Annotated in this window: 18 protein-coding genes; 9 read left to right on the plus strand and 9 right to left on the minus strand. The window is 73.0% G+C overall.

Annotated features, from left to right (window positions below; translation table 11 throughout):
• Positions 1–57 precede the first annotated feature (57 nt).
• Positions 58–993 carry a pseudouridine-5'-phosphate glycosidase gene (locus ACIBMZ_RS06655; RefSeq protein WP_396691588.1) on the plus strand — a complete coding sequence of 312 codons (936 nt, stop codon included), beginning with the start codon at positions 58–60 and terminating at the stop codon, positions 991–993.
• A complete protein-coding gene (locus ACIBMZ_RS06660) occupies positions 990–1931 on the plus strand; it encodes a carbohydrate kinase family protein (protein ID WP_396691589.1) in 942 nt (313 codons plus the stop codon). The genes ACIBMZ_RS06655 and ACIBMZ_RS06660 overlap by 4 nt, the downstream gene beginning before the upstream one ends.
• A gap of 64 nt (positions 1932–1995) precedes the next feature.
• Here the strand turns inward: ACIBMZ_RS06660 and ACIBMZ_RS06665 are convergent, their stop codons facing one another.
• Positions 1996–2352, minus strand: coding sequence for a DUF3099 domain-containing protein (locus ACIBMZ_RS06665; RefSeq protein WP_396691590.1), 357 nt, complete (start codon positions 2350–2352; stop codon positions 1996–1998).
• Positions 2353–2440: 88 nt separating this feature from the next.
• Positions 2441–3022: an HhH-GPD-type base excision DNA repair protein gene (locus tag ACIBMZ_RS06670; protein ID WP_396691591.1), complete on the minus strand. Its 582-nt coding sequence runs from the start codon at positions 3020–3022 to the stop codon at positions 2441–2443.
• A 121-nt stretch (positions 3023–3143) separates the two neighbouring features.
• Here ACIBMZ_RS06670 and ACIBMZ_RS06675 point away from each other — a divergent pair, with 121 nt between their 5' ends.
• From ACIBMZ_RS06675 to ACIBMZ_RS06685, 3 genes are all read left to right on the plus strand, one after another.
• The gene (locus tag ACIBMZ_RS06675; RefSeq protein ID WP_396691891.1) at positions 3144–4205 is read left to right on the plus strand and encodes an iron ABC transporter substrate-binding protein; all 1062 of its coding nucleotides are present in this window, start codon (positions 3144–3146) and stop codon (positions 4203–4205) included.
• 65 nt (positions 4206–4270) lie between these two features.
• A complete protein-coding gene (locus ACIBMZ_RS06680) occupies positions 4271–5806 on the plus strand; it encodes an ABC transporter permease (protein ID WP_396691592.1) in 1536 nt (511 codons plus the stop codon).
• A 23-nt stretch (positions 5807–5829) separates the two neighbouring features.
• On the plus strand, positions 5830–6888 hold the full coding sequence (locus ACIBMZ_RS06685; RefSeq protein ID WP_396691594.1) for an ABC transporter ATP-binding protein: 1059 nt from the start codon (positions 5830–5832) through the stop codon (positions 6886–6888).
• 95 nt (positions 6889–6983) lie between these two features.
• On the opposite strand, the gene ACIBMZ_RS06690 is transcribed toward ACIBMZ_RS06685, so the two are convergent.
• Positions 6984–8204, minus strand: a complete 1221-nt coding sequence (locus ACIBMZ_RS06690) for a S8 family peptidase (protein WP_396691595.1) — start codon at positions 8202–8204, stop codon at positions 6984–6986.
• Positions 8205–8382: 178 nt separating this feature from the next.
• Here ACIBMZ_RS06690 and ACIBMZ_RS06695 point away from each other — a divergent pair, with 178 nt between their 5' ends.
• On the plus strand, positions 8383–9864 hold the full coding sequence (locus ACIBMZ_RS06695) for a methyltransferase (protein ID WP_396691596.1): 1482 nt from the start codon (positions 8383–8385) through the stop codon (positions 9862–9864).
• Entirely contained in the window at positions 9864–10286 is a 423-nt protein-coding gene (gene dtd, locus ACIBMZ_RS06700; RefSeq protein ID WP_396691597.1) for a D-aminoacyl-tRNA deacylase, read from the plus strand. Before ACIBMZ_RS06695 ends, dtd begins: the two co-directional genes overlap by 1 nt.
• A 57-nt stretch (positions 10287–10343) precedes the next feature.
• On the opposite strand, the gene ACIBMZ_RS06705 is transcribed toward dtd, so the two are convergent.
• Positions 10344–11132 (minus strand): sporulation protein, encoded by a 789-nt coding sequence (locus ACIBMZ_RS06705; protein WP_396691598.1) that lies wholly within the window; start codon positions 11130–11132, stop codon positions 10344–10346.
• A gap of 273 nt (positions 11133–11405) precedes the next feature.
• Between ACIBMZ_RS06705 and sigB the strand changes: the two genes are divergently transcribed.
• Positions 11406–12416 (plus strand): RNA polymerase sigma factor SigB, encoded by a 1011-nt coding sequence (gene sigB, locus ACIBMZ_RS06710; protein ID WP_396691599.1) that lies wholly within the window; start codon positions 11406–11408, stop codon positions 12414–12416.
• A gap of 75 nt (positions 12417–12491) precedes the next feature.
• On the opposite strand, the gene ACIBMZ_RS06715 is transcribed toward sigB, so the two are convergent.
• The 3 genes from ACIBMZ_RS06715 to ACIBMZ_RS06725 are packed head-to-tail and all read right to left on the minus strand — an operon-like array spanning position 12492 to position 17143.
• Positions 12492–15044: a GNAT family N-acetyltransferase gene (locus tag ACIBMZ_RS06715; RefSeq protein ID WP_396691600.1), complete on the minus strand. Its 2553-nt coding sequence runs from the start codon at positions 15042–15044 to the stop codon at positions 12492–12494.
• Positions 15045–15069: 25 nt separating this feature from the next.
• Entirely contained in the window at positions 15070–16251 is a 1182-nt protein-coding gene (locus ACIBMZ_RS06720) for an acetoin utilization protein AcuC (protein WP_396691601.1), read from the minus strand.
• 37 nt (positions 16252–16288) lie between these two features.
• Positions 16289–17143 (minus strand): sulfurtransferase, encoded by an 855-nt coding sequence (locus ACIBMZ_RS06725; RefSeq protein ID WP_396691602.1) that lies wholly within the window; start codon positions 17141–17143, stop codon positions 16289–16291.
• Positions 17144–17241: 98 nt separating this feature from the next.
• Here ACIBMZ_RS06725 and ACIBMZ_RS06730 point away from each other — a divergent pair, with 98 nt between their 5' ends.
• A complete protein-coding gene (locus ACIBMZ_RS06730; protein ID WP_396691603.1) occupies positions 17242–17934 on the plus strand; it encodes a metal-dependent transcriptional regulator in 693 nt (230 codons plus the stop codon).
• Between the two features lie 4 nt (positions 17935–17938).
• Here the strand turns inward: ACIBMZ_RS06730 and ACIBMZ_RS06735 are convergent, their stop codons facing one another.
• Positions 17939–18178, minus strand: a complete 240-nt coding sequence (locus tag ACIBMZ_RS06735) for a DUF5522 domain-containing protein (protein ID WP_396691604.1) — start codon at positions 18176–18178, stop codon at positions 17939–17941.
• A 264-nt stretch (positions 18179–18442) separates the two neighbouring features.
• Positions 18443–21322, minus strand: coding sequence for a vitamin B12-dependent ribonucleotide reductase (locus tag ACIBMZ_RS06740; RefSeq protein ID WP_396691892.1), 2880 nt, complete (start codon positions 21320–21322; stop codon positions 18443–18445).
• Positions 21323–21327: the final 5 nt, after the last annotated feature.

Consider the following 21327-nt stretch of genomic DNA (forward strand, 5'->3'; position numbering starts at 1 on the left):
CACTGTGGCCCCGGTCCACCTGAGGTGACCGGGGCGGCGGCAGTACGGTGGGCGACTGTGACCCACTTTCACCTTCGCCACGGCACCGAGGTGGCCCAGGCGCTGCGCGAGCGGCGTCCTGTGGTCGCCCTGGAGAGCACCATCGTCTCGCACGGCCTGCCCCGGCCGGACAACCTGCGGGTGGCCCGGGAGATCGAACAGGCCGTCCGGGACGCGGGCGCGGTCCCGGCCACCATCGGGATGGTCTCCGGCGAACTCGTGGTGGGCCTCGACGACGCCGAGCTGACCCGGTTGGCCACCGCCGAGGACGTGACCAAACTCTCCGTACGCGATCTCGCGGTGGCCGCCGCGACCGGCGCGGACGGCGCCACCACCGTGGCCGCGACCAGCGCGGTGGCGGCCCGGGCCGGGATCGGCGTGTTCGCCACCGGCGGCCTGGGCGGGGTGCACCGGGAGGCCGCGCAGACCTTCGACGAGTCCGCCGACCTGGTGACCCTGGCCCGGACGCCGATCGCGGTGGTCTGCGCCGGGGTCAAGTCGATCCTCGACGTGGGGGCGACGCTGGAGCGCCTGGAGACCCTCGGGGTGGCCGTGGTCGGCTACCGCACCCGCCGGTTCCCGGGCTTCTTCATCACCGACAGCGGCTTCGACCTGGACTGGTCGGTCGACTCGCCCGAGCTGATCGCGGACGCGCTGGCCGCCCGCGAGGCGCACGGCGTGCACCACGGTGGTCTGGTCGTCGCCAACCCGCTGCCGGTCGACGAGCAGCTCGACCCGGACCTGCACGACCGGACCCTCGCCGAGGGACTGGCCCGGCTGGAGCGCGACGGGGTGAGCGGCAAGGCGGTCACCCCGTACCTGCTCTCCCACTTCCACTCCGCCACCGAAGGGGCCAGCCTGGCGGTCAACGTCCGGATCATCCTGCGCAACGCCGACCTCGCCGCGCGGATCGCGGTGGCCGCCGCCACCCGGCGCGACGACGCCACGGCGTGAGCGGATCCGGCGTACGGGCCGGCACCGGAGCGCGGCGCGGCAGCGTCGCCGGCCGGGTGCTGGTCGTCGGTGACGTGATCACCGACGTGGTGGCGGTGTTGTCCGTCCCGCTGACCCGGGGCACCGACACGCCCGCCCAGATCCGGTTCACCGGCGGCGGACAGGCCGCGAACACCGCCGCCTGGCTGACCACGCAGCGCGTGCCGGTGACGCTGGTCGGCGCCGTCGGCGACGACGACGCGGGCCGGGACCGGATCGCGGAGCTGACCGCGGTCGGCGTCGACTGCGCGGTGCGGTCGGTGCCCGGGATCGGCACCGGCACCGTGATCGTGCTGGCCGGCGGAGACGAACGCACCATGGTCACCGAGCGCGGGGCGAACGTGCGGCTGCGTCCCGAGCAGATCGACGCGGCGCTGGCCGAGGCACCGGAGGCGAGCCACCTGCACCTGTCCGGGTACACCCTGCTGGACCCGGAGTCCCGCCCGGCGGGGCGGCACGCGCTGGCCGCCGCCCGCGAGCGCGGCCTCACCACCAGCGTGGACGCGGCCTCCGCGGCGCCGCTGCGGGCCGCCGGTGCGGCGGCCTTCCTGTCCTGGGTACGCGGGGTCGACCTGCTGCTGGTGAACACCGACGAGGCGGCGGTGCTGGCCGGCGGGCTCGATCCGGCGGCCCAGGGACGGGCGCTGGCCGCCACGGCTCGACGGGTGGTGGTCAAGCGCGGTGGGGCGGGCGCCACCTGGGTGGAGCGCACCGGCACGCTCGTCACCTCACCGGCCCGCCGGGTGGCGGTGGTGGACGTGACGGGGGCGGGCGACGCCTTCGCGGCCGGGCTGCTCGCCGCCTGGCTGACCGGGGCGACTCCGGAGGCCGCCCTGAACCGGGCCACCGACCTCGGCGCGGCGGCGGTCTCCCAGGTGGGTGCCCGGCCGAGCGGCTGAACCGCTCACGACGACCAGTCCTGCCCGGGCCGGGCCACTCCCGTGCTGCCCGGGTCGGACTGCGTCAGGGCTCGGCGTCGATGACCTTGTGCGGTCGTTCCTCGGCGGTGAGGCTCATCGGCGGCGCCTCCTGCTGCTGCCGCCGTGCCGACCGGCCGATCAGCCGGTGCTGTTCCTTCGGCGGCCGGTCGTTGGCCAGCAGCACCGCGAGCCACGGGACGACGATCATGCCCAGCGCCACCAGCGGCAGCCAGAGCCAGAGCAGGGGTGCCCGCGTGCCGACCAGGATCGCGCCGGCGATCACACACGCCACCCGGACGCCCATCATCGCGACGTACCGCCGCTGCCGGGTGGTGAGCTGGTCGTTCTGGCTGCGCGAGGCGTCGGTGATGAGGATCGGCCGGTACGCCTGATGCTTCACCGTGTACCTCCTCGAGGGGTCGCTCCCATCCTGTCACCTCGACCGCACCCGCGACGACGTTCCTCGGGCCATCGCCTCGCCCGGCCGCTCAGCCCCCGGCGGCCTTCGCCTTCGCCGCCGCCTTCTGCTGCTGCTTGTACTCCCGGACCAGGCGCAACGACTCGGCGTCGGTGACGTCGGCCACCGACCGGTGGACCTCCGGGTCGCCGTAGCCGCCGGCCGCCTCCCGCCAGCCGGGCGGCCGTACGCCGAACCGCTTGCCGAGCAGGGCGAGGAAGATCTGACCCTTCTGCCGACCGAACCCGGGCAGGGCGGTGATCCGCGCGAGCAGTTCCGCACCGTCGGCGGGGTCGGCCCAGAGCCGGGCGGCGTCGCCGTCGTACCGGTCGACCAGCGCCCGGCAGACCTCCTGCACCCGGGCCGCCATCGCCTTCGGGAACCGGTGCAGTGCCGGCGGCTGGGCGAAGAGGGCCACCAACGCGTCCGGGTCGTACTCGGCGAGTTCCCGGGCGTCCAGGTCGTGACCGAGCCGCTGGGCCAGCACGTACGGCGAGGAGAACGCCTTCTCCATCGAGATCTGTTGGTCGAGAACCATCCCCGTCAACAGCGCCAGCGGACTCTGCGTGAGCAGCCGGTTCGCCTCCGGGTCGATGGGCAGTGCGAGTGTCATGCCCCTCATCCTGCCCGCTCCGGTCGGCAGCAGGTGATCCAACACTCAGCTTGATTCCGGATTAGGTTAGGCTGTGCTAACTTCGGCGCTCGGTCGTCCCGGGCCGCAGAGGAAAGGGTTCATCGTGCTTCTCACCCGCCGTACCACCGGCGCGTTGCTCGCCGCCAGTCTGCTCACCGTCGGGCTGGCCGCCTGCGGATCCGGTGAGGAGGACGCGGCAGCAGACTCGGGCCAGTCGACCGACAAGTCGATCACCGTCTACAGCGGACGCAACGAGCAGCTCGTCAAGCCGCTGCTGGACAAGTTCACCGAGCAGACCGGCATCACCGTCAACGCCCGGTACGCGAACACCGCGCAGCTCGCCGCCCAGCTCGTCGAGGAGGGCGACCGGTCCCCCGCCGACGTGTTCTTCGCCCAGGACGCGGGCGCGCTGGGCACCGTGGCCAAGCAGGGCATGTTCACCACGCTCGCCGAGGAGACCACGGCGAAGGTGCCGGCGTCCTACCGTGCCGGCAACGGCCAGTGGGTCGGCGTGAGCGCCCGCGCCCGGGTGCTGGCGTACAACGCCGACCTGGTGCAGGCCGACGAACTGCCCGCCTCGGTGTTCGACCTGACCGGCCCGGCCTGGAAGGGCAAGGTCGGCGTCGCTCCGACCAACGCCTCGTTCCAGGCGTTCGTCACCGCCATCCGGGTGCAGCACGACGACGCCAAGGCCGAGCAGTTCCTCAGCGGCCTGAAGGCCAACGACCCGCAGATCCGCGACGGCAACGGCAAGATCCTCGAAGACGTCGGCGCCGGCACCATCCCCGTCGGGCTGGTCAACCACTACTACCTGGGCGAGATCGCCAAGGAGCAGGGCACCACGCCGGACGCGCTCAAGGTGAAGCTGCACTTCTTCCCCGGCGGGGACACCGGTGCGCTGGTCAACGTCGCGGGCGTCGGTGTGCTCAAGCGGGCCGCCGACAACGCCGACGTACAGAAGTTCGTGGACTTCCTGCTCGGCACCGAGGCCCAGACGTTCTTCGCCGAGCAGACCTACGAGTACCCGGTGATCGACGGCGTGCCGTCCCCGGCGTACGTGCCGGCGCTGTCCGAGCTGGCGGTGCCGCAGATCGACCTGAACGACCTGGACACCCTCGACGCCACCGTCACCATGATCAAGAACTCGGGCCTGGTGCCCTGACCGCACCACCCTCCGTCGCAGGGCCGTCCCGATCCGGGTCGGCCCTGTCCGGCGTACCCGGCGGGATGCGGCGACTGGCGCCACGACCGGCGTTGCTCGCGGCCTCGACCGCCGCGGTGGCCGTCGCCCTGATCCCGCTGGCCTACCTCGGGGTACGCACCGCCGAGGCGGGCTGGGACGCGGTCGTCGCCGAACTGTGGACCGAACGGGTCGCGCTGCTCGCCCTGCGCAGCCTCGGGCTGGCCGCCGTGGTCACGACGGCGTGCGTCCTACTCGGCGTGGCCACCGCGTTCCTGGTCACCCGCACCGACCTGCCCGGCCGGCGGGCCTTCGCCGTGCTGGCGGCGCTGCCGCTGGCGGTGCCCACCTACATCGCCGCCTTCGCCTGGGTCTCCGCGCTGCCCCGGCTGGAGGGGTTCTGGCCGGCGGCGCTGGTGCTCACCCTCTGCTCCTACCCGTACGTGCTCCTGCCGGTCGCGGCGGCGTTGCGCGGCGCGGACCCGGCGCAGGAGGAGGTGTCCCGATCGCTCGGACGCAGCGGGTGGCAGACCTTCACCGCGGTGACGCTGCGGCAGATCCGCCCGGCCACCGCCGCCGGTGCGCTGCTGGTCGCCCTCTACGTGCTCTCCGACTTCGGCGCGGTCTCCATCCTGCGCGCGGACACCTTCACCCGGGCCATCTTCGTCGCCTTCGACCTCGGCTTCGACCGGACCGGCGCGCTGGTGCTCTCCAGCGTGCTGGTGGTGCTCACGGTGGTGCTACTGACCGGCGAGACCGCCACCCGCCGCCGGGGTGCCCGGTACGCGCGCCTCGGCGGCACCCGCCGCCCCGCACCCCGGCTGGCGCTCGGGTCGGCCCGCTGGCCGGTCATCGCCGTACTGGCGGGCGTCGCCGCGTTGGCGCTCGGCGTACCGGCGGTCAGCCTCGGGCGACGGCTCGCCGCCGGGGTGTCCCGACCGGGGGCCCTGCCCGAGGTGCTCACCGCCGCCGGGAACTCGCTGACCGTCTCGCTGACCGGCGCCGCGCTCACCATGCTGCTGGCGCTGCCGCTGGGACTGCTCGTCGCGCGGGCGCCGGGTCCGCTGACCACCACGCTGGACCGGCTGGCGTACCTGTCCCACGCCCTGCCCGGCGTGGTGATCGGGCTCTCACTGATCTTCTTCGGCATCAACGTGGCGTACCCGCTGTACCAGACCCGGTGGCTGCTCGCCCTGGCGTACGCAACGCTGTTCCTGCCGTTGGCGGTCGGTGCGGTGGCCGGCGCGGCCGCCCAGTCCCCCGCCGGCCTGGAGGAGGTGGCCCGGTCGCTCGGCCGTGGCCCCTGGACCGTGCTGCGCACGGTGACCCTGCCGCTCACCCTGCCCGGCATCGGTGCCGGTGCCGCGCTGGTCTTCCTCACCGGCATGAAGGAACTCCCGGCCACCCTGCTGTTGCGTCCCACCGGCACGGACACCCTCGCCACCGAGCTGTGGACGAGCACGGCCGTCGGCGCGTACGCGGCGGCGGCCCCCTACGCCGCGCTGCTGGTGCTGATCTCGGCGGTGCCCACCTGGCTGCTGGTCGCCCGCAGCGGCCTGCTCGACCGGGAGCGCGATACATGACGACGGCGGAGTGGAGGGGTGGCATGAGTGAGGTCGTGCTCGACGGTGTGGTCAAGCGGTACGGGCGGGTCACCGCGTTGGCCGGCGCCGACCTCAGCGTGCCGTCCGGGCGGTTGACCGCGGTGCTCGGGCCGTCCGGCTGCGGCAAGACCACGTTGCTGCGTTGCCTGGCCGGCTTCGAGCGGCTCGACGGGGGCGAGATCCGCATCGACGGCGCGGTGGTCGCGGGCGGCGGCCGGCACCTGCCGGCGCACCGACGACGCATCGCGGTGGTCCCCCAGGAGGGTGCCCTCTTCCCGCATCTGCGGGTGGCCGAGAACGTCGGCTACGGGCTGGACCGGGCCACCCGACGCACCGACCGGGTCGAGGAGGTGCTGGCGCTGGTCGGGCTCGCCGGGTACGGCGACCGGATGCCGCACCAGCTCTCCGGCGGGCAGCAGCAGCGGGTCGCGGTGGCCCGCGCGCTCGCGCCCCGGCCGTCGGTGGTGCTGCTGGACGAGCCGTTCAGCGCCCTGGACGCGGGGCTGCGCGCCGGGCTGCGGCACGACGTACGCGAGGCACTGCGCGCCGACGGGGCGACCGGTGTGCTGGTCACCCACGATCAGGGTGAGGCGCTGTCGGTGGCCGACACGGTGGTGGTGCTGCGCGACGGTCGGGTGGTGCAGGCCGCCGCGCCGACCACGGTCTACCGGGAGCCGGCCGATCCCTGGGTGGCCGGTTTCGTCGGTGACGCGGTGCTGCTGCCGGCGGTGGTCGAGAGCGGGACCGCCCGGACCGCGTTGGGGGTACTGCCGGTCGCCGGTGCGGTGGCCGACGGTCCGGTCACCGTGCTGCTCCGGCCGGAGCAGATCCGCCTCGCCGCCGGGCCCGGTGGGGTCACCGGCACCGTGCTGCGGCACGACTTCCACGGTCACGACGCGCTGGTCGGCCTGCGGCTGGGTGACGGTACGGCGATCACCGCCCGGGTGCTCGACGGGGCCGCCGTGCCGATGGACGGCGAGGTCGGGGTACGGGTGGACGGGGTGGCGCGGGTCTTCCCGGCAGGCGCCGACCGCAGCGCTCCGGTCGACCTGGCCGCCTGACCTCGTCCGGTCCGGCGGGCGGCCCCCGGTGTGCGGTTCCCACGCGCGGGCCCGGCGGACGGTGGTGCCGTCCGCCGGGCCGGTGTGCGTCAGGGTCAGTTGACCACGAACAGCAGGCGGTTCGGCGAGCCGCTGCCCGGGCTGGTCACCACGCCGGTGGTGGCGTTGCTGGTCAGGTAGCTCTTGACCTGGGCCGGGGTGTAGGACGGGTTGGCCGAGAGCACGAGCGCGGCGGCACCGGCCACGTGCGGGGAGGCCATCGAGGTGCCGTTCAGCGTGCTGGTCGCGGTGTTGCTGGTGTGGTACGCGGACAGCACGCTCGACCCGGGCGCGAAGATGTGCACGCACGAGCCGTAGTTCGAGAAGGACGACCGGGCGTCGGTGCTGGTCGTCGCGCCGACGGTGATGGCGGTCGAGGTACGGGCCGGCGAGTAGTTGCAGGCGTTGGCGTTGGAGTTGCCGGCCGCCACCGCGTAGCTGATGCCGGAGGCGATCGAGTTGGCCACCGCGTTGTCGATCGTGCTGCTGGCCCCGCCGCCGAGGCTCATGTTCGCCACGGCCGGCTTCACCGCGTTGGCGGTCACCCAGTTCACGCCGTTGACCACGCTGGCAGTGGTGCCGCCGCCGGAGCAGTTGAGCACCTTCACCGCGACCAGGCGAACGGACTTGGCCACGCCGTACGTCGCGCCGCCGACGGTCCCGGCGACGTGGGTGCCGTGGCCGTTGCAGTCGGTGTTGTTGGTGTCGACCGTGTTGGTGCCCCAGGTGGCCCGGCCGCCGAACTCGTTGTGCGTGAGGCGGATGCCGGTGTCGATGATGTAGGCCCGCACGTTCGAGGCCGTGTTCGGGTAGGTGTAGGTGCCGCTCAGCGGGCGGTTCCGCTGGTCGATACGGTCCAGGCCCCAGGTGGGGTTGGTCTGGGTGGCCTGGACGGTGAACGCCTGGTCCTGCTCGACGTACGCGACGGCCGAGTTGGCGGCGAGCCGGGCCGCCTGCTTCGCGGTCATCTTGGCGGCGAAGCCGGTCAGCGCGGCGGAGTAGGTGTCGGAGACGCTGCCCCCGTACCGCTGGACCAGGGCGGTGGCCCGGTCCGGCACTGCGGTGCGAGCCGCCGACGAACCGGCGGCGCCGACTGCGTCGGAGCGCAGGACGACGACGTAGCTGCCGCTGATCGCGTTCGCGGCGCCGGCGCCGCGGATCTCGCCGGTGGGTGCGGCGACCGCCGCGGTGGTGCTGGCCGCCGAGACGGCCGCCGCGGTGGCGACGACGGCGAGCGCCCGGATGACGTGCCGTCGCGCGGTGGACCCTGAGGACATCGTCTGCCTCCCTAACCGGAACGGCCGACCGGGTCATGGCCGGACGGCGCGTCCCATGGACTCGAATGGATGAGATGCTAGCGTTAGATCGATGAATATGACAGAGATGCTCTTCGATTGACTGAGATTGTCACGGGCACCCGCTCCCCGCCCCGACGTCACCAGGCAGGATGGCGGTGTGGACGGACACGACATGCTGCTCTCCCCTGCCGGCGTCGAGGCGCTGCGGACCGCGTTGACGCGAGCCGCCTTCACCGCCAACGGCATCGCCACCCGGCTCGGACCGCAGGCCACCGGCGGGGTGGCCCGTAACGACTTCCGGGCCGCGTTGCGCGCCACCGCCGACGGCGAGCCGCTCGACACCCTGATCCGGGTCTTCATCTGCGAGCAGACCGAGCCGGAGGCCGCCGTCGCCGCCGCGCTCGCGCCGCTGTCGATCGACGAGGCGCTCGCCGCCGGGCTGGTCGAACGGTACGGCGACGGGCTGCGGATGGGGCTGGACCTCGAACCGTACGGCGACGACTGGTGGGTGCTGGCCGACGTGCCGGGCAGCGCCCGCCCCGGTCGGCCCCTGCACGCCGAGCACGTGCTGGGCATCGGCGGAGCGACCCAGACGATGATCGGCGCGGCCGTCCGGCAGCCGGTGCAGAGCGCGCTCGACCTGGGCACCGGCTCCGGCGTCCAGGCCCTGCACCTGAGTACGCACGCCCGGCAGGTGACCGCCACCGACGTCTCCCGGCGGGCGCTGCGGTTCGCCGCCACCACCGCCGCGCTCAACGGCCAGCGGTGGGAACTGCTGCACGGCGACATGGTGCAGCCGGTCGCCGGACGACGCTTCGACCTGGTGGTCAGCAACCCGCCCTTCGTGGTCGGGCCGGGCACCACCACGCACGTCTACCGCGACTCCGGCCGCGTCGGCGACGCGATCGGCGCCGAGCTGGCCGCCGCGGCCGACGGGCTGCTCACCGAGGGCGGCACCATGCAGTACCTGGCGAACTGGGTGCACGTGGCCGGGGAGGACTGGGGCGAGCGGGTGGCCGGTTGGTTCGCCGGGACCGGTCTGGACGCCTGGGTGATCCAGCGCGAGGTCGCCGACCCGATGGCGTACGTCAACCTGTGGCTCACCGACGTCGGCGAGTCGGCCGACCCGCAGCGGATGGCCGACTGGCTGGACTGGTTCGACGCGCACAAGGTGGAGGCGATCGGCTTCGGCATCGTCTCGCTGCGCCGGAGTGGGCACGACGACCCGGTGCTGCGGGTGGAGGACCTGCGGCAACGGGTGGAGGCCCCGATGGGCGACCGGGTCGCGGCCTGGTTCGACCGGCAGGACTGGCTGCGCCGGCAGGGCGACGGGTTGCTGGACGCCCGCTACCGGGCCGCCGACGGTCTCCAGTTGCGGCAGGAGGCGACCATGGGCCCGGAGGGCTGGGGCGTCGACCGACAGGTCCTCGCCATGCCGCACGGGCTGCGCTGGACCGAGGAGATCGATCCACTGGTCCTCGCCCTGGTGGGTGGCGCCGACGGGCGTCTGCCGCTACGCGACCAGATCGCGCTGCTCGCCGTCGCGCACGACGTCACGCCGGACGAACTCGCCGAGGCGGCCGGACCGATCGTGGCGCACCTGGTCGAACGCGGTCTCATCGAGCCGGTGCGGTCCTGATGCGGGCGGTGGTGCAGACCGTCGGACGGGCCGGCGTCACCGTCGACGGCGAGGTGGTCGGCGCGGTCGACGACGGGCTGCTGGTGCTGGTCGGGGTGACGCACACGGACACCGTCGAGACCGCCCGGACGATGGCCCGCAAGGTGTACGAGCTGCGCATCCTCGACGACGAGCGGTCCGCCGCCGACGTCGGCGCGCCGATCCTGGTGGTCAGCCAGTTCACGCTCTACGGCGACGCGCGCAAGGGACGCCGGCCGAGCTGGACCGCCGCGGCCCCCGCCGAGGTGGCCGAACCGCTTGTCGACGCGGTGGTCGAGGCGCTGCGCCAGCGCGGCGCGACGGTGGCCACCGGCCGCTTCCGGGCGCACATGCTGGTCGAGAGCGTCAACGTCGGGCCGCGCACCATCCTGCTCGACCTGTGACGCCTCGCGAGGTGGACGGGCCCGGATCACGGCGCCCGCCCACCTCGTGGTCAACGGTCAGCCGAAGAGTCCCCGACGTTGCAGGGACTGCCGCAGCCAGCCGTCGAGCTGCGCCGCCCAGTCCGTACGGTCCATCGTGGCGTAGTCGACGGTGAACCGACCGAAGACGTCCCGGCCCTCGGTCAACAGGCCGCCGCGCTTGTCCAGCTCCAACACCACCTGCATCTGCCGGGGATCGGCGACGAAGGTGACCTCCAGTTGCTTCATCGCACCCGCGTACTGTGGCGCGGGGTAGAACTCGATCTCCTGGTAGAACGGCAGCGTCTGGTGCACGCCGTAGATGTGCCCCCGCTCGACGTCGGCCCGGGCGAACCGGAAGCCGAGCCGCAGCAACGCCTCCAGCAGCTTCTCCTGCGCCGGCAGCGGGTGCACCGCCACCGGGTCGAGGTCACCCTTGTCGAGTGCGCGGGCCACCTCCAACTCGGTACGCAGCCCCATCGTCATCCCGTGCAGGTGCTGCCCGTACAACTGGGTGACCGGGGTCTCCCAGGGCACCGGGAACCGGAACGGCACGTCGTAGCGCTGCCCGGCCTCCAGCCGGAACGGGCCGGTCACCTGCTGCCGGTGGAACTCCTGGTTGGTGGCGTACTCGTTGTCGCCGCTCTCCACCTCGACGCGGGTCATCAGCCCCAGAGCCACGTACGAGACGTCCACCCCGTGCTCGCCTCCGGTCACCGCGATGGTGCCCGTCAGCTCACCGCCCGGCCGGCAGTTCGGGTTCGTCAGCACCGTCTCCACGGACGGGCCGCCGACTCCCATCGCCTGCATGAGCCGCTTGAAGACCACCATTGCCTCCGTCGCATGTCCGCCCGACCCCGGCACCCGGGGTACGGGGTTGCGTCGGCCCGTCGGCCGACCGCTGGCACGGTAACCGGCGCCGCCAAGTCGTATCTGCCGAACCAGCACAGCCGCCCGCAAGGTGGGGGTAACGGAACGGTCACTGTCGGTTCTCCGATCGCCTCACTCCCGTTTTACGCCTCACCCGCCAAGCTGTGTGTCACCGGCTGCCAGAGGGGCCGGGGCGACACGGCACGGACGCGGACACGGGGAGAGACAGAGATGGCCCTGCAGATGATGGAGCACCGGATGCGCGCCGGCACCGAGGCGGAGCACGGCGTCGACACCCTTACCGACCTGGACGCCACCGACGAGCGTGGCGTCTCCACCGACCTGGTTCGCGCGTACCTCAACGGGATCGGCCGGACCAAGCTGCTCACGGCGGCCGAAGAGGTGGACCTGGCGAAGCGGATCGAAGCCGGGTTGTTCGCCGAGGAGAAGCTGTCCACCTGCACCCCGCTCTCGGCCGACCTGCACGCCGACCTGAACGTGGTCGCGCAGCAGGGCCGGGCCGCCAAGAACCACCTGCTGGAGGCGAACCTGCGCCTCGTGGTGAGCATCGCCAAGCGGTACACCGGCCGCGGCATGGCCTTCCTCGACCTCATCCAGGAAGGCAACCTCGGCCTCATCCGCGCCGTCGAGAAGTTCGACTACACCAAGGGCTACAAGTTCTCCACCTACGCCACCTGGTGGATCCGCCAGGCCATCACCCGCGCCATGGCCGACCAGGCCCGCACCATCCGCATCCCGGTACACATGGTCGAGCAGGTCAACCGGATGGTCCGGGCCCGCCGCGAGCTGTCCGTCTCGCTGGGTCGGGAACCCACGGTGGCCGAGGTCGCCCGCGCGCTGGACGTACCCGAGTTCCAGGTGATCGAGCTGATCTCGTACGACCGGGAGCCGGTCAGCCTGGACCAGGCCGTCGGCGAGGACGGGGAGAGCGCGCTGGGTGACTTCGTCGCCGCCGCCGACCCGGCCGGCGGGCCGGGCGACACCGCTGCCCAGGGCGAGCTGCGCAACGAGGTGAGCATCGTGCTGGCCACGCTCTCCCAGCGCGAGCAGGCGGTGATCCGGCTGCGGTTCGGGCTCGACGACGGCCGGCAGCGCACCCTGGACGAGGTCGGCCGCGAGTTCGGACTGTCCCGCGAGCGGATCCGGCAGATCGAGAAGGTGACGCTGCTCAAGCTGCGGGCCCCGGAGCGGGCGCAGCGGCTGGAGGCGTACGCCTCCTGACGTGACTGGTGTGCGACCGGGATGTAAGGAGGGGTCCCCTGCTATACACGAGGCGTTAGTAGGGTGCCCTTCCTTTCACAAACGGCGGGGGCCGGTGTCGGGGCGGGGGGCGGCCGAGCCGGTACGGACCGAGGCGTGCAGCACGGCCAGCCCGTCCGGGCGGGCCAGCACCGGGTTCAGCGTCAGTGCGCGGACCCGGGGTTGCTCGTCGGCGAGCCGCCCGATGCGCAGCAGCAGGTCGGCCAGGGCCGCCCGGTCGACCGGGGCGGCACCCCGGTGGCCCCGCAGCAGAGGCGCCGCCCGGGGGGCGTCGACCAGCTCGGTGGCGTCCCGGTCGGTCAACGGCACCGCCCGCCAGGCCCGGTCGCCGAGCAGGTCGGTGGCGACCCCGCCGAGGCCGAAGCCCACCACCGGCCCGAACGCCGGATCCTCGACCAGCTCCACCACGCAGGCCACCCCGGGCGGCACCATCGGCTGCACCAGCACGTCCGCGCCGAACGCGGCGGCCAGCTCGGCGTACGCGCGGCGGACGGTGTCGGCGTCGGGCAGGTCCAGGCGGACCGCGCCGAGGTCGAGTCGGTGCCGGAGCCCACCGGCGGCGGCCTTGAGCGCCACCGGGAAACCCAGCCGGGTGGCCGCGTCGACCGCCGCGTCGACCGAGTCGACCCGCGCCGACTCGACCACCTCGATGCCGTACGCGGCGAGCAGCGCCTCCGGATCGCCCCCGTCCGCCCGCAGCGCCGCCTGCGCCGCCACCGGATCGACGTCGGGCAGCTCGGGCAGTACACCGGCCGGACCACGCCGCCAGTGCGCGTACGCGGCGACCCGGGCCAGCGCGCGTACCGCCTCCTCCACGCTCGGGTAGGCCGGTGTTCCCGCCGGAGCCTGCCCGACCAGGAAGGTGGCGACCGTCGGCTTGTCGGCCGTGGGCGCGGCGAGCGCGGCGGCGAAGTCCGCCTCGGTGTCGGTGAGCTGCCCCGGCAACGGCGGTGCGAAGAGGACCACCAGCGCGTCGACCGAGTCGTCGGCGGCGGCCCCGGCGAGCGCCGCGCCGAACTCGGCGGCACCGGCCCGGGGACCGACGTCGACCGGGTACCCCGGTGCGACCCGCAGCCCCTGTGCCGCGCAGGCGGTGGCCGCCAGCCCGGTCAACGCCGAGGAGTTGCCGACCACGCCGACCCGGTTCCCGGCCGGCAGCGGCTGGTTGGCCAGCAACGCCCCGACGTCGAGCAGCTCGGCGACGGTGTCCACCCGGATCACCCCGGACTGGGCGAACAGGGCGCTCACCGCCGTCTCGTCCGGGCCGGCGGAGTCGCCCAGCCCGGGCGGACGGGCCGGGGAGGCCAACGCCACCACCGGTTTGTCGCGGCCGATCCGCCGGGCCAGCCGGGCGAACTTGCGCGGGTTGCCGAAGGTCTCCAGGTACAACATGATCACGTCGGTGTCCGGGTCGTCCTGCCAGTACTGCAACAGGTCGTTGCCGGAGACGTCGGCCCGGTTGCCGGCCGAGACGAAGCTGGACACGCCCAGCCCGCGCCGGTCCGCCTCGGCCAGCAGCGCCACCCCGAACACGCCGGACTGGCTGAAGATGCCGACCCGCCCGGGCTCCGGCAGTCGCGGCGCGAGCGTGGCGTTGAGGCGTACCGCCGGGTCGGTGTTGGCCACGCCGAGGCAGTTGGGGCCGATGACCCGCATGCCCGCCGCGTGGGCCGCGCGGACCAGCGTGCGCTGCGCGGCGGCACCGGCCATCCCGGCCTCGGCGAAGCCCGCGGAGATGACCACCAGGCCGTGTACGCCGGCCGCGGCGGCGTCGGCGACCACCTCGGACGCCGACTCCGGCGGCACCGCCACCACGGCCAGGTCGACCGGCAGGTCGGCGTCGACCGCCGACGGGTACGCGGGCAGCCCGGCGACGCGGGCGGCGGTCGGGTGCACCGGCACCACCGACCCGGTGTACCCGCCGTCGCGCAGGTGCCCGAGCACCGCCGCGCCGACGCCCTGCCCGGTGGCGCTGGCCCCGTAGACGACCACGCCACGCGGGGCGAGCAGCCGGGCGATGGACCGGGCCTCGGTGCGGTGCTCCCGTCCCCGCTGCACCTCCAGGGTCGCCTCGGTGGGCGCGATCGGGAAGGTCAGGTGCACCACGCCGTCGGCGAACTGGCGCTGGATCTGGTAGCCGAAGTCGGCGAAGACCCGCAGCATCGCGCCGTTGGCCGGGAGCACCTCGGCCACGAAGTTGACGATCCCGCTGCGGCGGGCCGCGTCGGCGAGGTGTTCCAGCAGCACCGAGCCGATGCCCCGGCCCTGGTAGGCGTCCTCCACCACGAACGCGACCTCGGCGTCGGGCGCGGCCGGGCCGAGCCGCTCGTACCGGCCGACGGCGACGATCCGGTCGCCGGCGAGCACCACGAACGCCTCCCGGTCGCGGTGGTCGACGTTGACGAAGCGGTGCAGGTCGCGTTCGGGGATCCGCGGGTACGGCGAGAAGTACCGCAGGTACCGGGTGCGCTCGGAGAACCGGGAGTGCATCGCCACGATGCCCGGCGCGTCGGCGGGACTGATCGGTCGCAACTGGACCGTGCTGCCGTCGCTGAGCAGCACGTCCACGGCTGGTTCGGTTGTCGTCACCTCGGGCGGCCCTCCCCCGGCCGACTCAGTCGCGCGGATCGTGCGGGTCGAGGCCGAGCAGCGGGAAGACGGCCTTCCGGGTGGCCGCGATGGCCCGGTCCACCGGGTTCGGCTCGCCGGTGGGCTGCCATGGCTGGTAGCTCGGGTCGACGTCGTCGGTCATCCGCAGCGGGATGTCGGTGCCGGGACGCCGGGACCGGGCCAGGTCCCGCCAGCCCGGCGGCGTCAGCGTGGCCGGGTCCAGCGGCTCGCCGGTGGCCACCGCGAGCAGGTGCGTCCAGGCCCGGGGCACCACCTCGACGAGCGCGTACCCGCCGCCGCCGGTGGCCACCCACCGGCCGTCGCACAGCTCGTCGGCGAGCGCCCGCAGGGCCAGGTAGGTGGCGCGCTGCCCGTCCACCGACAGGTGCAGGTCGGCGAGGGGGTCGACGCGGTGGGCGTCCGCGCCGCACTGGGTGAACAGCACCTGCGGACGGAACGCGCGCAGCACCGACGGCACGATCGCGTGGAAGGCGCGTTGCCAGCCGGCGTCCTCCACTCCCGGCGGCAGCGGCACGTTGACCGCCGTACCGGCGGCGTTCGGGCCACCGGTCTCGTCGGGGAACCCGGTGCCGGGGAACAGCGCGAGCGGCGTCTCGTGCAGGCTGACCGTCAGCACCCTCGGGTCGTCCCAGAAGATCTGCTGCACCCCGTCGCCGTGGTGCACGTCGACGTCGACGTACGCGACGCGCTCCGCGCCCAGGTCGAGCAGCCGGGCGATGGCCACCGCCGGGTCGTTGTAGACGCAGAAGCCGGCCGCCCGGTCCGTCATGGCGTGGTGCAGGCCGCCGGCCACGTTGACCGCGCGCCGCGCCTGACCGCGCCACACCGCCTCGGCGGCGGCCACCGTCGCCCCGGCGATCAACGCGCTCGACTCGTGCATGCCCTCGAAGACCGGGTTGTCCGAGGTACCCAGCCCGAAGCCGGTGAAGAACGGCTCACGCGGCGCCATCCGGACCGCGCCCAGGTAGCGCGGGTCGTGCACCCGGCCGAGCAACTCGTCGTCGGCCGGGTACGGCTTGACCATGCGGACACCGGGCCGGTGCAGCACGCCGAGTTCCCAGGCGAGCGCGAGGGTCAACTCCACCCGGACCGGATCGAGCGGGTGGTCGCCGAGGTCGTAGGCGAGCAGCGACTCGTCCCACATCACCACCGTGTCGTCGGACATCTGCCCATGGTCGCACGCGACCGCACAGTGGGCCTGGTCAGGCGTCCGTGCCCGGGCCGGTGGCCACCGGCCGGTCCGGGTCGGCCACCCACTCGCTCCACGATCCGACGTAGAGGGCGGCGTCCGGACGACCGGCCAGGTGCAACGCGAGCACCGCCTGCGCGGCGGTCACCCCGGAGCCGCAGTACGCGCCGACCGGCGACCCGGCGACCACCCCGGCCGACGCGAAGCGGTCCCGCAGCACCTCGACGGCGGCGAAGCTGCCCTCGGTGACGTACTCGGGGGCGGGCACGTTCACCGCACCGGGGACGTGCCCGGCCACCGGGTCGATCGGCTCCTGCTCGCCCCGGTAGCGCGGCGCGGCCCGCACGTCGAGCAGCACCCCGTCACCGGCGGCCAGGCGCGCGGCGGCCGAGGCGTCGAGCACCGGTAGCGCACCCGGGCGGACGGTCACGTCGCCGGGCTCGGGCGTCGGCACGTCGTCGCTGGTGGGCAGGCCGTCGGCGAGCCACGCCGGGTAGCCGCCGGACAACAGGCGTACCGGCCGGTGCCCGGCCCAGCGCAGCGTCCACCAGGCCCGGGCAGCGGCCATGCCGTCGCCGCCGTCGTACACCACCACCGGGTGACCGTCGCGCACCCCGGCGGCCCGCAGCGCCGTCTGCAGGGCCTCGGGGTCGGGCAGGGGGTGCCGGCCGGCCGGACCGGGCGGGCCGCAGAGCGCGGTGTCCAGGTCGACGAAGACCGCGCCCGGCACGTGCCCGGCCGCGTAGTCGTCCCGGCCGGGTGGGCCGACCAGGCGCCACCGCACGTCGAGCAGGATGGGCGGTTCGGCAGCGTCGAGTTCGGCGGCGAGCGACCGCGCGTCGACCAGAAGATCGTCTGTACCGGACATGCAACCAGTCAACACCATCAGTGACGACGGCGGCGGTTCGGCAACCGTCGATCGGGGTGCGGCAGGGTACCATCGATACCCGGAGGGCCGCTGACACCATGAAGTCTCACGACTTGGTCGATACGACCGAAATGTACCTGCGCACCATCCTCGAACTCGAAGAGGAGGGAGTGCCGCCGCTACGCGCCCGGATCGCTGAACGGTTGCGCCAGAGCGGCCCCACCGTGAGCCAGACCGTCGCCCGGATGGAACGCGACGGCCTGCTGACCGTGGAGGGCGATCGGCACCTCACGCTCACCGATCTCGGCCGCGCCACCGCCGTCTCGGTGATGCGCAAGCACCGGCTCGCCGAGTTGCTGCTGGTCAACGTGATCGGGATGCCCTACGAGGAGGCCCACGAGGAGGCCTGCCGCTGGGAGCACGTGATGAGCGACGCGGTCGAGAAGCGGGTCTACGACCTACTCAACCGGCCGACCCGGTCACCGTACGGCAACCCCATCCCGGGCCTGGACGAACTGGGTCCGCCCACCCAGAGCGAGCCGGAGACCGCCGAGAGCGAGCGCAACCTCGCCTTCCCCGGTCTGAGCGGCAAGGTGATCGTCCGGCGGATCTGCGAGAGCGTGCAGACCGACGCCGAGGTGCTCCGCCAACTGCACGCCGCCGGGGTCGACCCGGGGGCCACGGTCACCGTGGCGCAGGAGCGGGACGGCGTGTCGATCGACCGTTCCGGCGAGAGCGTCCGGCTGCCCCGCGAGGTCGCCTCCCGGGTCTTCGTCGCCGCCGCCGCCTGACCGTTCACTCGACGTACGGGCAGTGCCGGCAACCCCGGCCGCAGCACGTTCCGCGGCGGGCCAGGAAGCCGGCGCTGAGTACGAACAGCCCGGTGTCCGGGTCGAGGTAACCGGCGTCCCCGGCGGCCAGGGCCGCGTCGTGGGCGGCGATGATCCGCGCACGGCCGGGGTGCCCGGGCGACAGCCGCGACGGATGCGGCTCGCTCAGGGGCCGTGCCGCCAGGGGCCGTCGCTCTCCACTCATCCCGCGCAGTCTAGGCAGCCGCCGCCCCCACCCCCACGACAGGATGAAGACCCGACCTGCCACACCCGCACCGCTCCGCGCTGATCATGGACTAGTGGCTCTCGGAAAGCGCCGAGATGGCCTACTTTGCCACCGCCACAACTCCATGATCGGCGGCACGGGGACGGGTGAACGCCGGGGAAGTCGGTCGGGCTGGGGGTGGCCGCGACGTGCGGGAGCCCCGGGCGCGCGGACGCGCCCGGGGCTCCCGTACGTACTGGCGGGTCAGCTACAACCGCTGGTGGAGCCGCAGCCCTCGCAGACGTAGCAGCTACCGGCCGGGCGCATCTTCGTACCGCAGGTGAAGCAGAGCGGTGCATCAGCGGCCTTGCCGATCACGGCCTCCAGCAGCTCGGTGCTGGAACCGACCGACGGTGCCGGCTTGATCGCGGCGGCGTCGGCGAGTTCCTGGGCCGGTTGGGCGACCGGGCCGCTCTTCGGCTCCTCCGGCTTGGCCTCCACCGGAGCGGACGCGGCCATCGCGGTGAGGTCCGTGCCGTTGGCCTCCGCCTCCGCCTCGGCGGCGAGCTGGGCGGCCCGCTCCCTGGCGGTGAAGATGCCGATCTCGGCGCGGCGCTCGTAGGGCAGGAAGTCCAGCGCCAGGCGACGGAAGATGTAGTCCATCACCGAGGCGGCCATCCGCACGTCCGGGTCGTCGGTCATGCCGGCCGGCTCGAAGCGCATGTTGGTGAACTTGCTGACGTACGTCTCCAGTGGGACGCCGTACTGCAGGCCGATCGAGATGGCCACCGAGAAGGCGTCCATCACCCCGGCCAGGGTGGAGCCCTGCTTCGACATCTTGAGGAAGACCTCGCCGAGGCCGTCGTCCGGGTAGGACGAGGCGGTGAGGTAGCCCTCGGCGCCACCGACCGAGAAGGAGATGGTCTCCGAGGGGCGCTTCTTCGGCAGCCGCTTGCGCACCGGACGGTACTCGACGACCTTCTCCACCACCGGCTCGACCGCGGTGACGGTCGCCTCCGGCTCGGCGGTCTTCTTCTTCGCCGCCGACAGCGGCTGGCCCACCTTGCAGTTGTCCCGGTAGATCGCCAGCGCCTTGAGGCCGAGCTTCCAGCCCTCGAAGTAGATCTTCTCGACGTCGGCGACGGTCGCCTGCTCCGGCATGTTGACCGTCTTGGAGATGGCGCCGGAGATGAACGGCTGGACCGCCGCCATCATCCGCACGTGGCCCATCGGGGCGATGGACCGCTCACCCATGGCGCAGTCGAAGACCGGGTAGTGCTCCGGCTTGAGGCCGGGGGCGTCCACCACGTGTCCCTGGTCGGAGATGTGCTCGACGATCGCCTCGACCTGCTCCTCGGGGTAGCCGAGGCTGCGCAGGGCACGCGGCACGGTCTGGTTGACGATCTGCATCGAGCCGCCGCCGACCAGCTTCTTGAACTTGACCAGCGCCAGGTCCGGCTCGACGCCGGTGGTGTCGCAGTCCATCATCAGGCCGATGGTGCCGGTCGGCGCGAGAACGCTGGCCTGCGAGTTCCGCCAGCCGTTCCTGTCGCCGATCTTGTTGCCCTGGGTCCACTGCCTGGTGGCCTCGCGCACCACCGCGGTGGCCACCGTGCCGGCCGGCTTGATCTGGTCGTTGGCGGCGGCGTGCTTGCGCATGACCCGCTTGTGCGGCTCGGCGTTGCGGGCGTACCCGTCGTACGCGCCGACGATGCCGGCCAGCTCGGCCGAGCGGCGGTACGCCGTGCCGGTCATCAGCGAGGTGATCGCGGCGGACAGCGAACGGCCCTGGTCCGAGTCGTACGGCAGGCCGGAGGCCATCAGCAGGGCGCCGAGGTTGGCGTACCCGATGCCGAGCTGCCGGTACGCCCGGGTGGTCTCCCCGATCTTCTCGGTCGGGAAGTCGGCGAAGCAGATCGAGATGTCCATCGCGGTGATGACCAGCTCGACGCTGCGGACGAACTTCTCCACCTCGAAGCCGCCGTCGGCGCGGAGGAACTTCATCAGGTTCAGCGAGGCCAGGTTGCACGAGGAGTTGTCCAGGTGCAGGTACTCCGAGCACGGGTTCGACGCGGTGATCCGGCCGGTCTCCGGGCAGGTGTGCCAGTCGTTGATGGTGTCGTCGTACTGCAGGCCGGGGTCGGCGCACTCCCAGGCGGCCTGGGAGATGGTGCGGAACAGCTTCTGCGCGTCGATGGTCTCGATCACCGCGCCGTCGAGCCGGCCGCGCAGGTCGAAACCGCCGCCCTGCTCGACCGCCGCCATGAACTCGTCGGAGACCCGGACCGAGTTGTTGGCGTTCTGGTACTGCACGCTGACGATGTCGGCGCCGCCCAGGTCCATGTCGAACCCGGCGTCGCGCAGCGCGCGGATCTTGTCCTCCTCGCGCGCCTTGGTGACCACGAACTCCTCGATGTCCGGGTGGTCGACGTCGAGGATGACCATCTTGGCGGCCCGCCGGGTCGCGCCGCCGGACTTGATGGTGCCGGCGCTCGCGTCCGCGCCGCGCATGAAGCTGACCGGGCCGGAGGCGGTGCCGCCGGAGGAGAGCAGTTCCCGGGAGGAGCGGATCCGGGAGAGGTTCACCCCGGAGCCGGAGCCGCCCTTGAAGATCAGCCCCTCCTCCTTGTACCAGTCGAGAATGGAGTCCATCGAGTCGTCGACGGCGAGGATGAAGCAGGCGCTGACCTGCTGCGGCGACGGCGTGCCGACGTTGAACCAGACCGGCGAGTTGAAGCTGAACACCTGGTGCAGCAGCATCCAGGTCAGCTCGTGGGCGAAGACCTCGGCGTCGGCCGGGGAGGCGAAGTAGCCGTACTCCTCGCCTGCGGTGCGGTAGGTGGTGACCACCCGGTCGATCAACTGCTTGAGCGACCACTCCCGCTCCGGGGTGCCCACCGCGCCCCGGAAGTACTTGGTGGTCACGATGTTGGCCGCGTTGACGCTCCAGCTCTGCGGGTACTCCACCCCGCGCTGCTCGAAGTTGATCGAGCCGTCCCGCCAGTTGGTCATCACGACGTCGCGGCGCTCCCAGGCGACCTCGTCGTACGGGTGCACGCCCTCGGTGGTCCAGACCCGCTCCACCTTGAGGCCCGCGTTCGTCTTGTTCCGTGACCTGCTTGTTGTCACACCGTCCCCCGGCATCTCAT

Source organism: Micromonospora sp. NPDC049900, assembly GCF_044461025.1.
Classification (GTDB): Bacteria; Actinomycetota; Actinomycetes; order Mycobacteriales; family Micromonosporaceae; genus Micromonospora.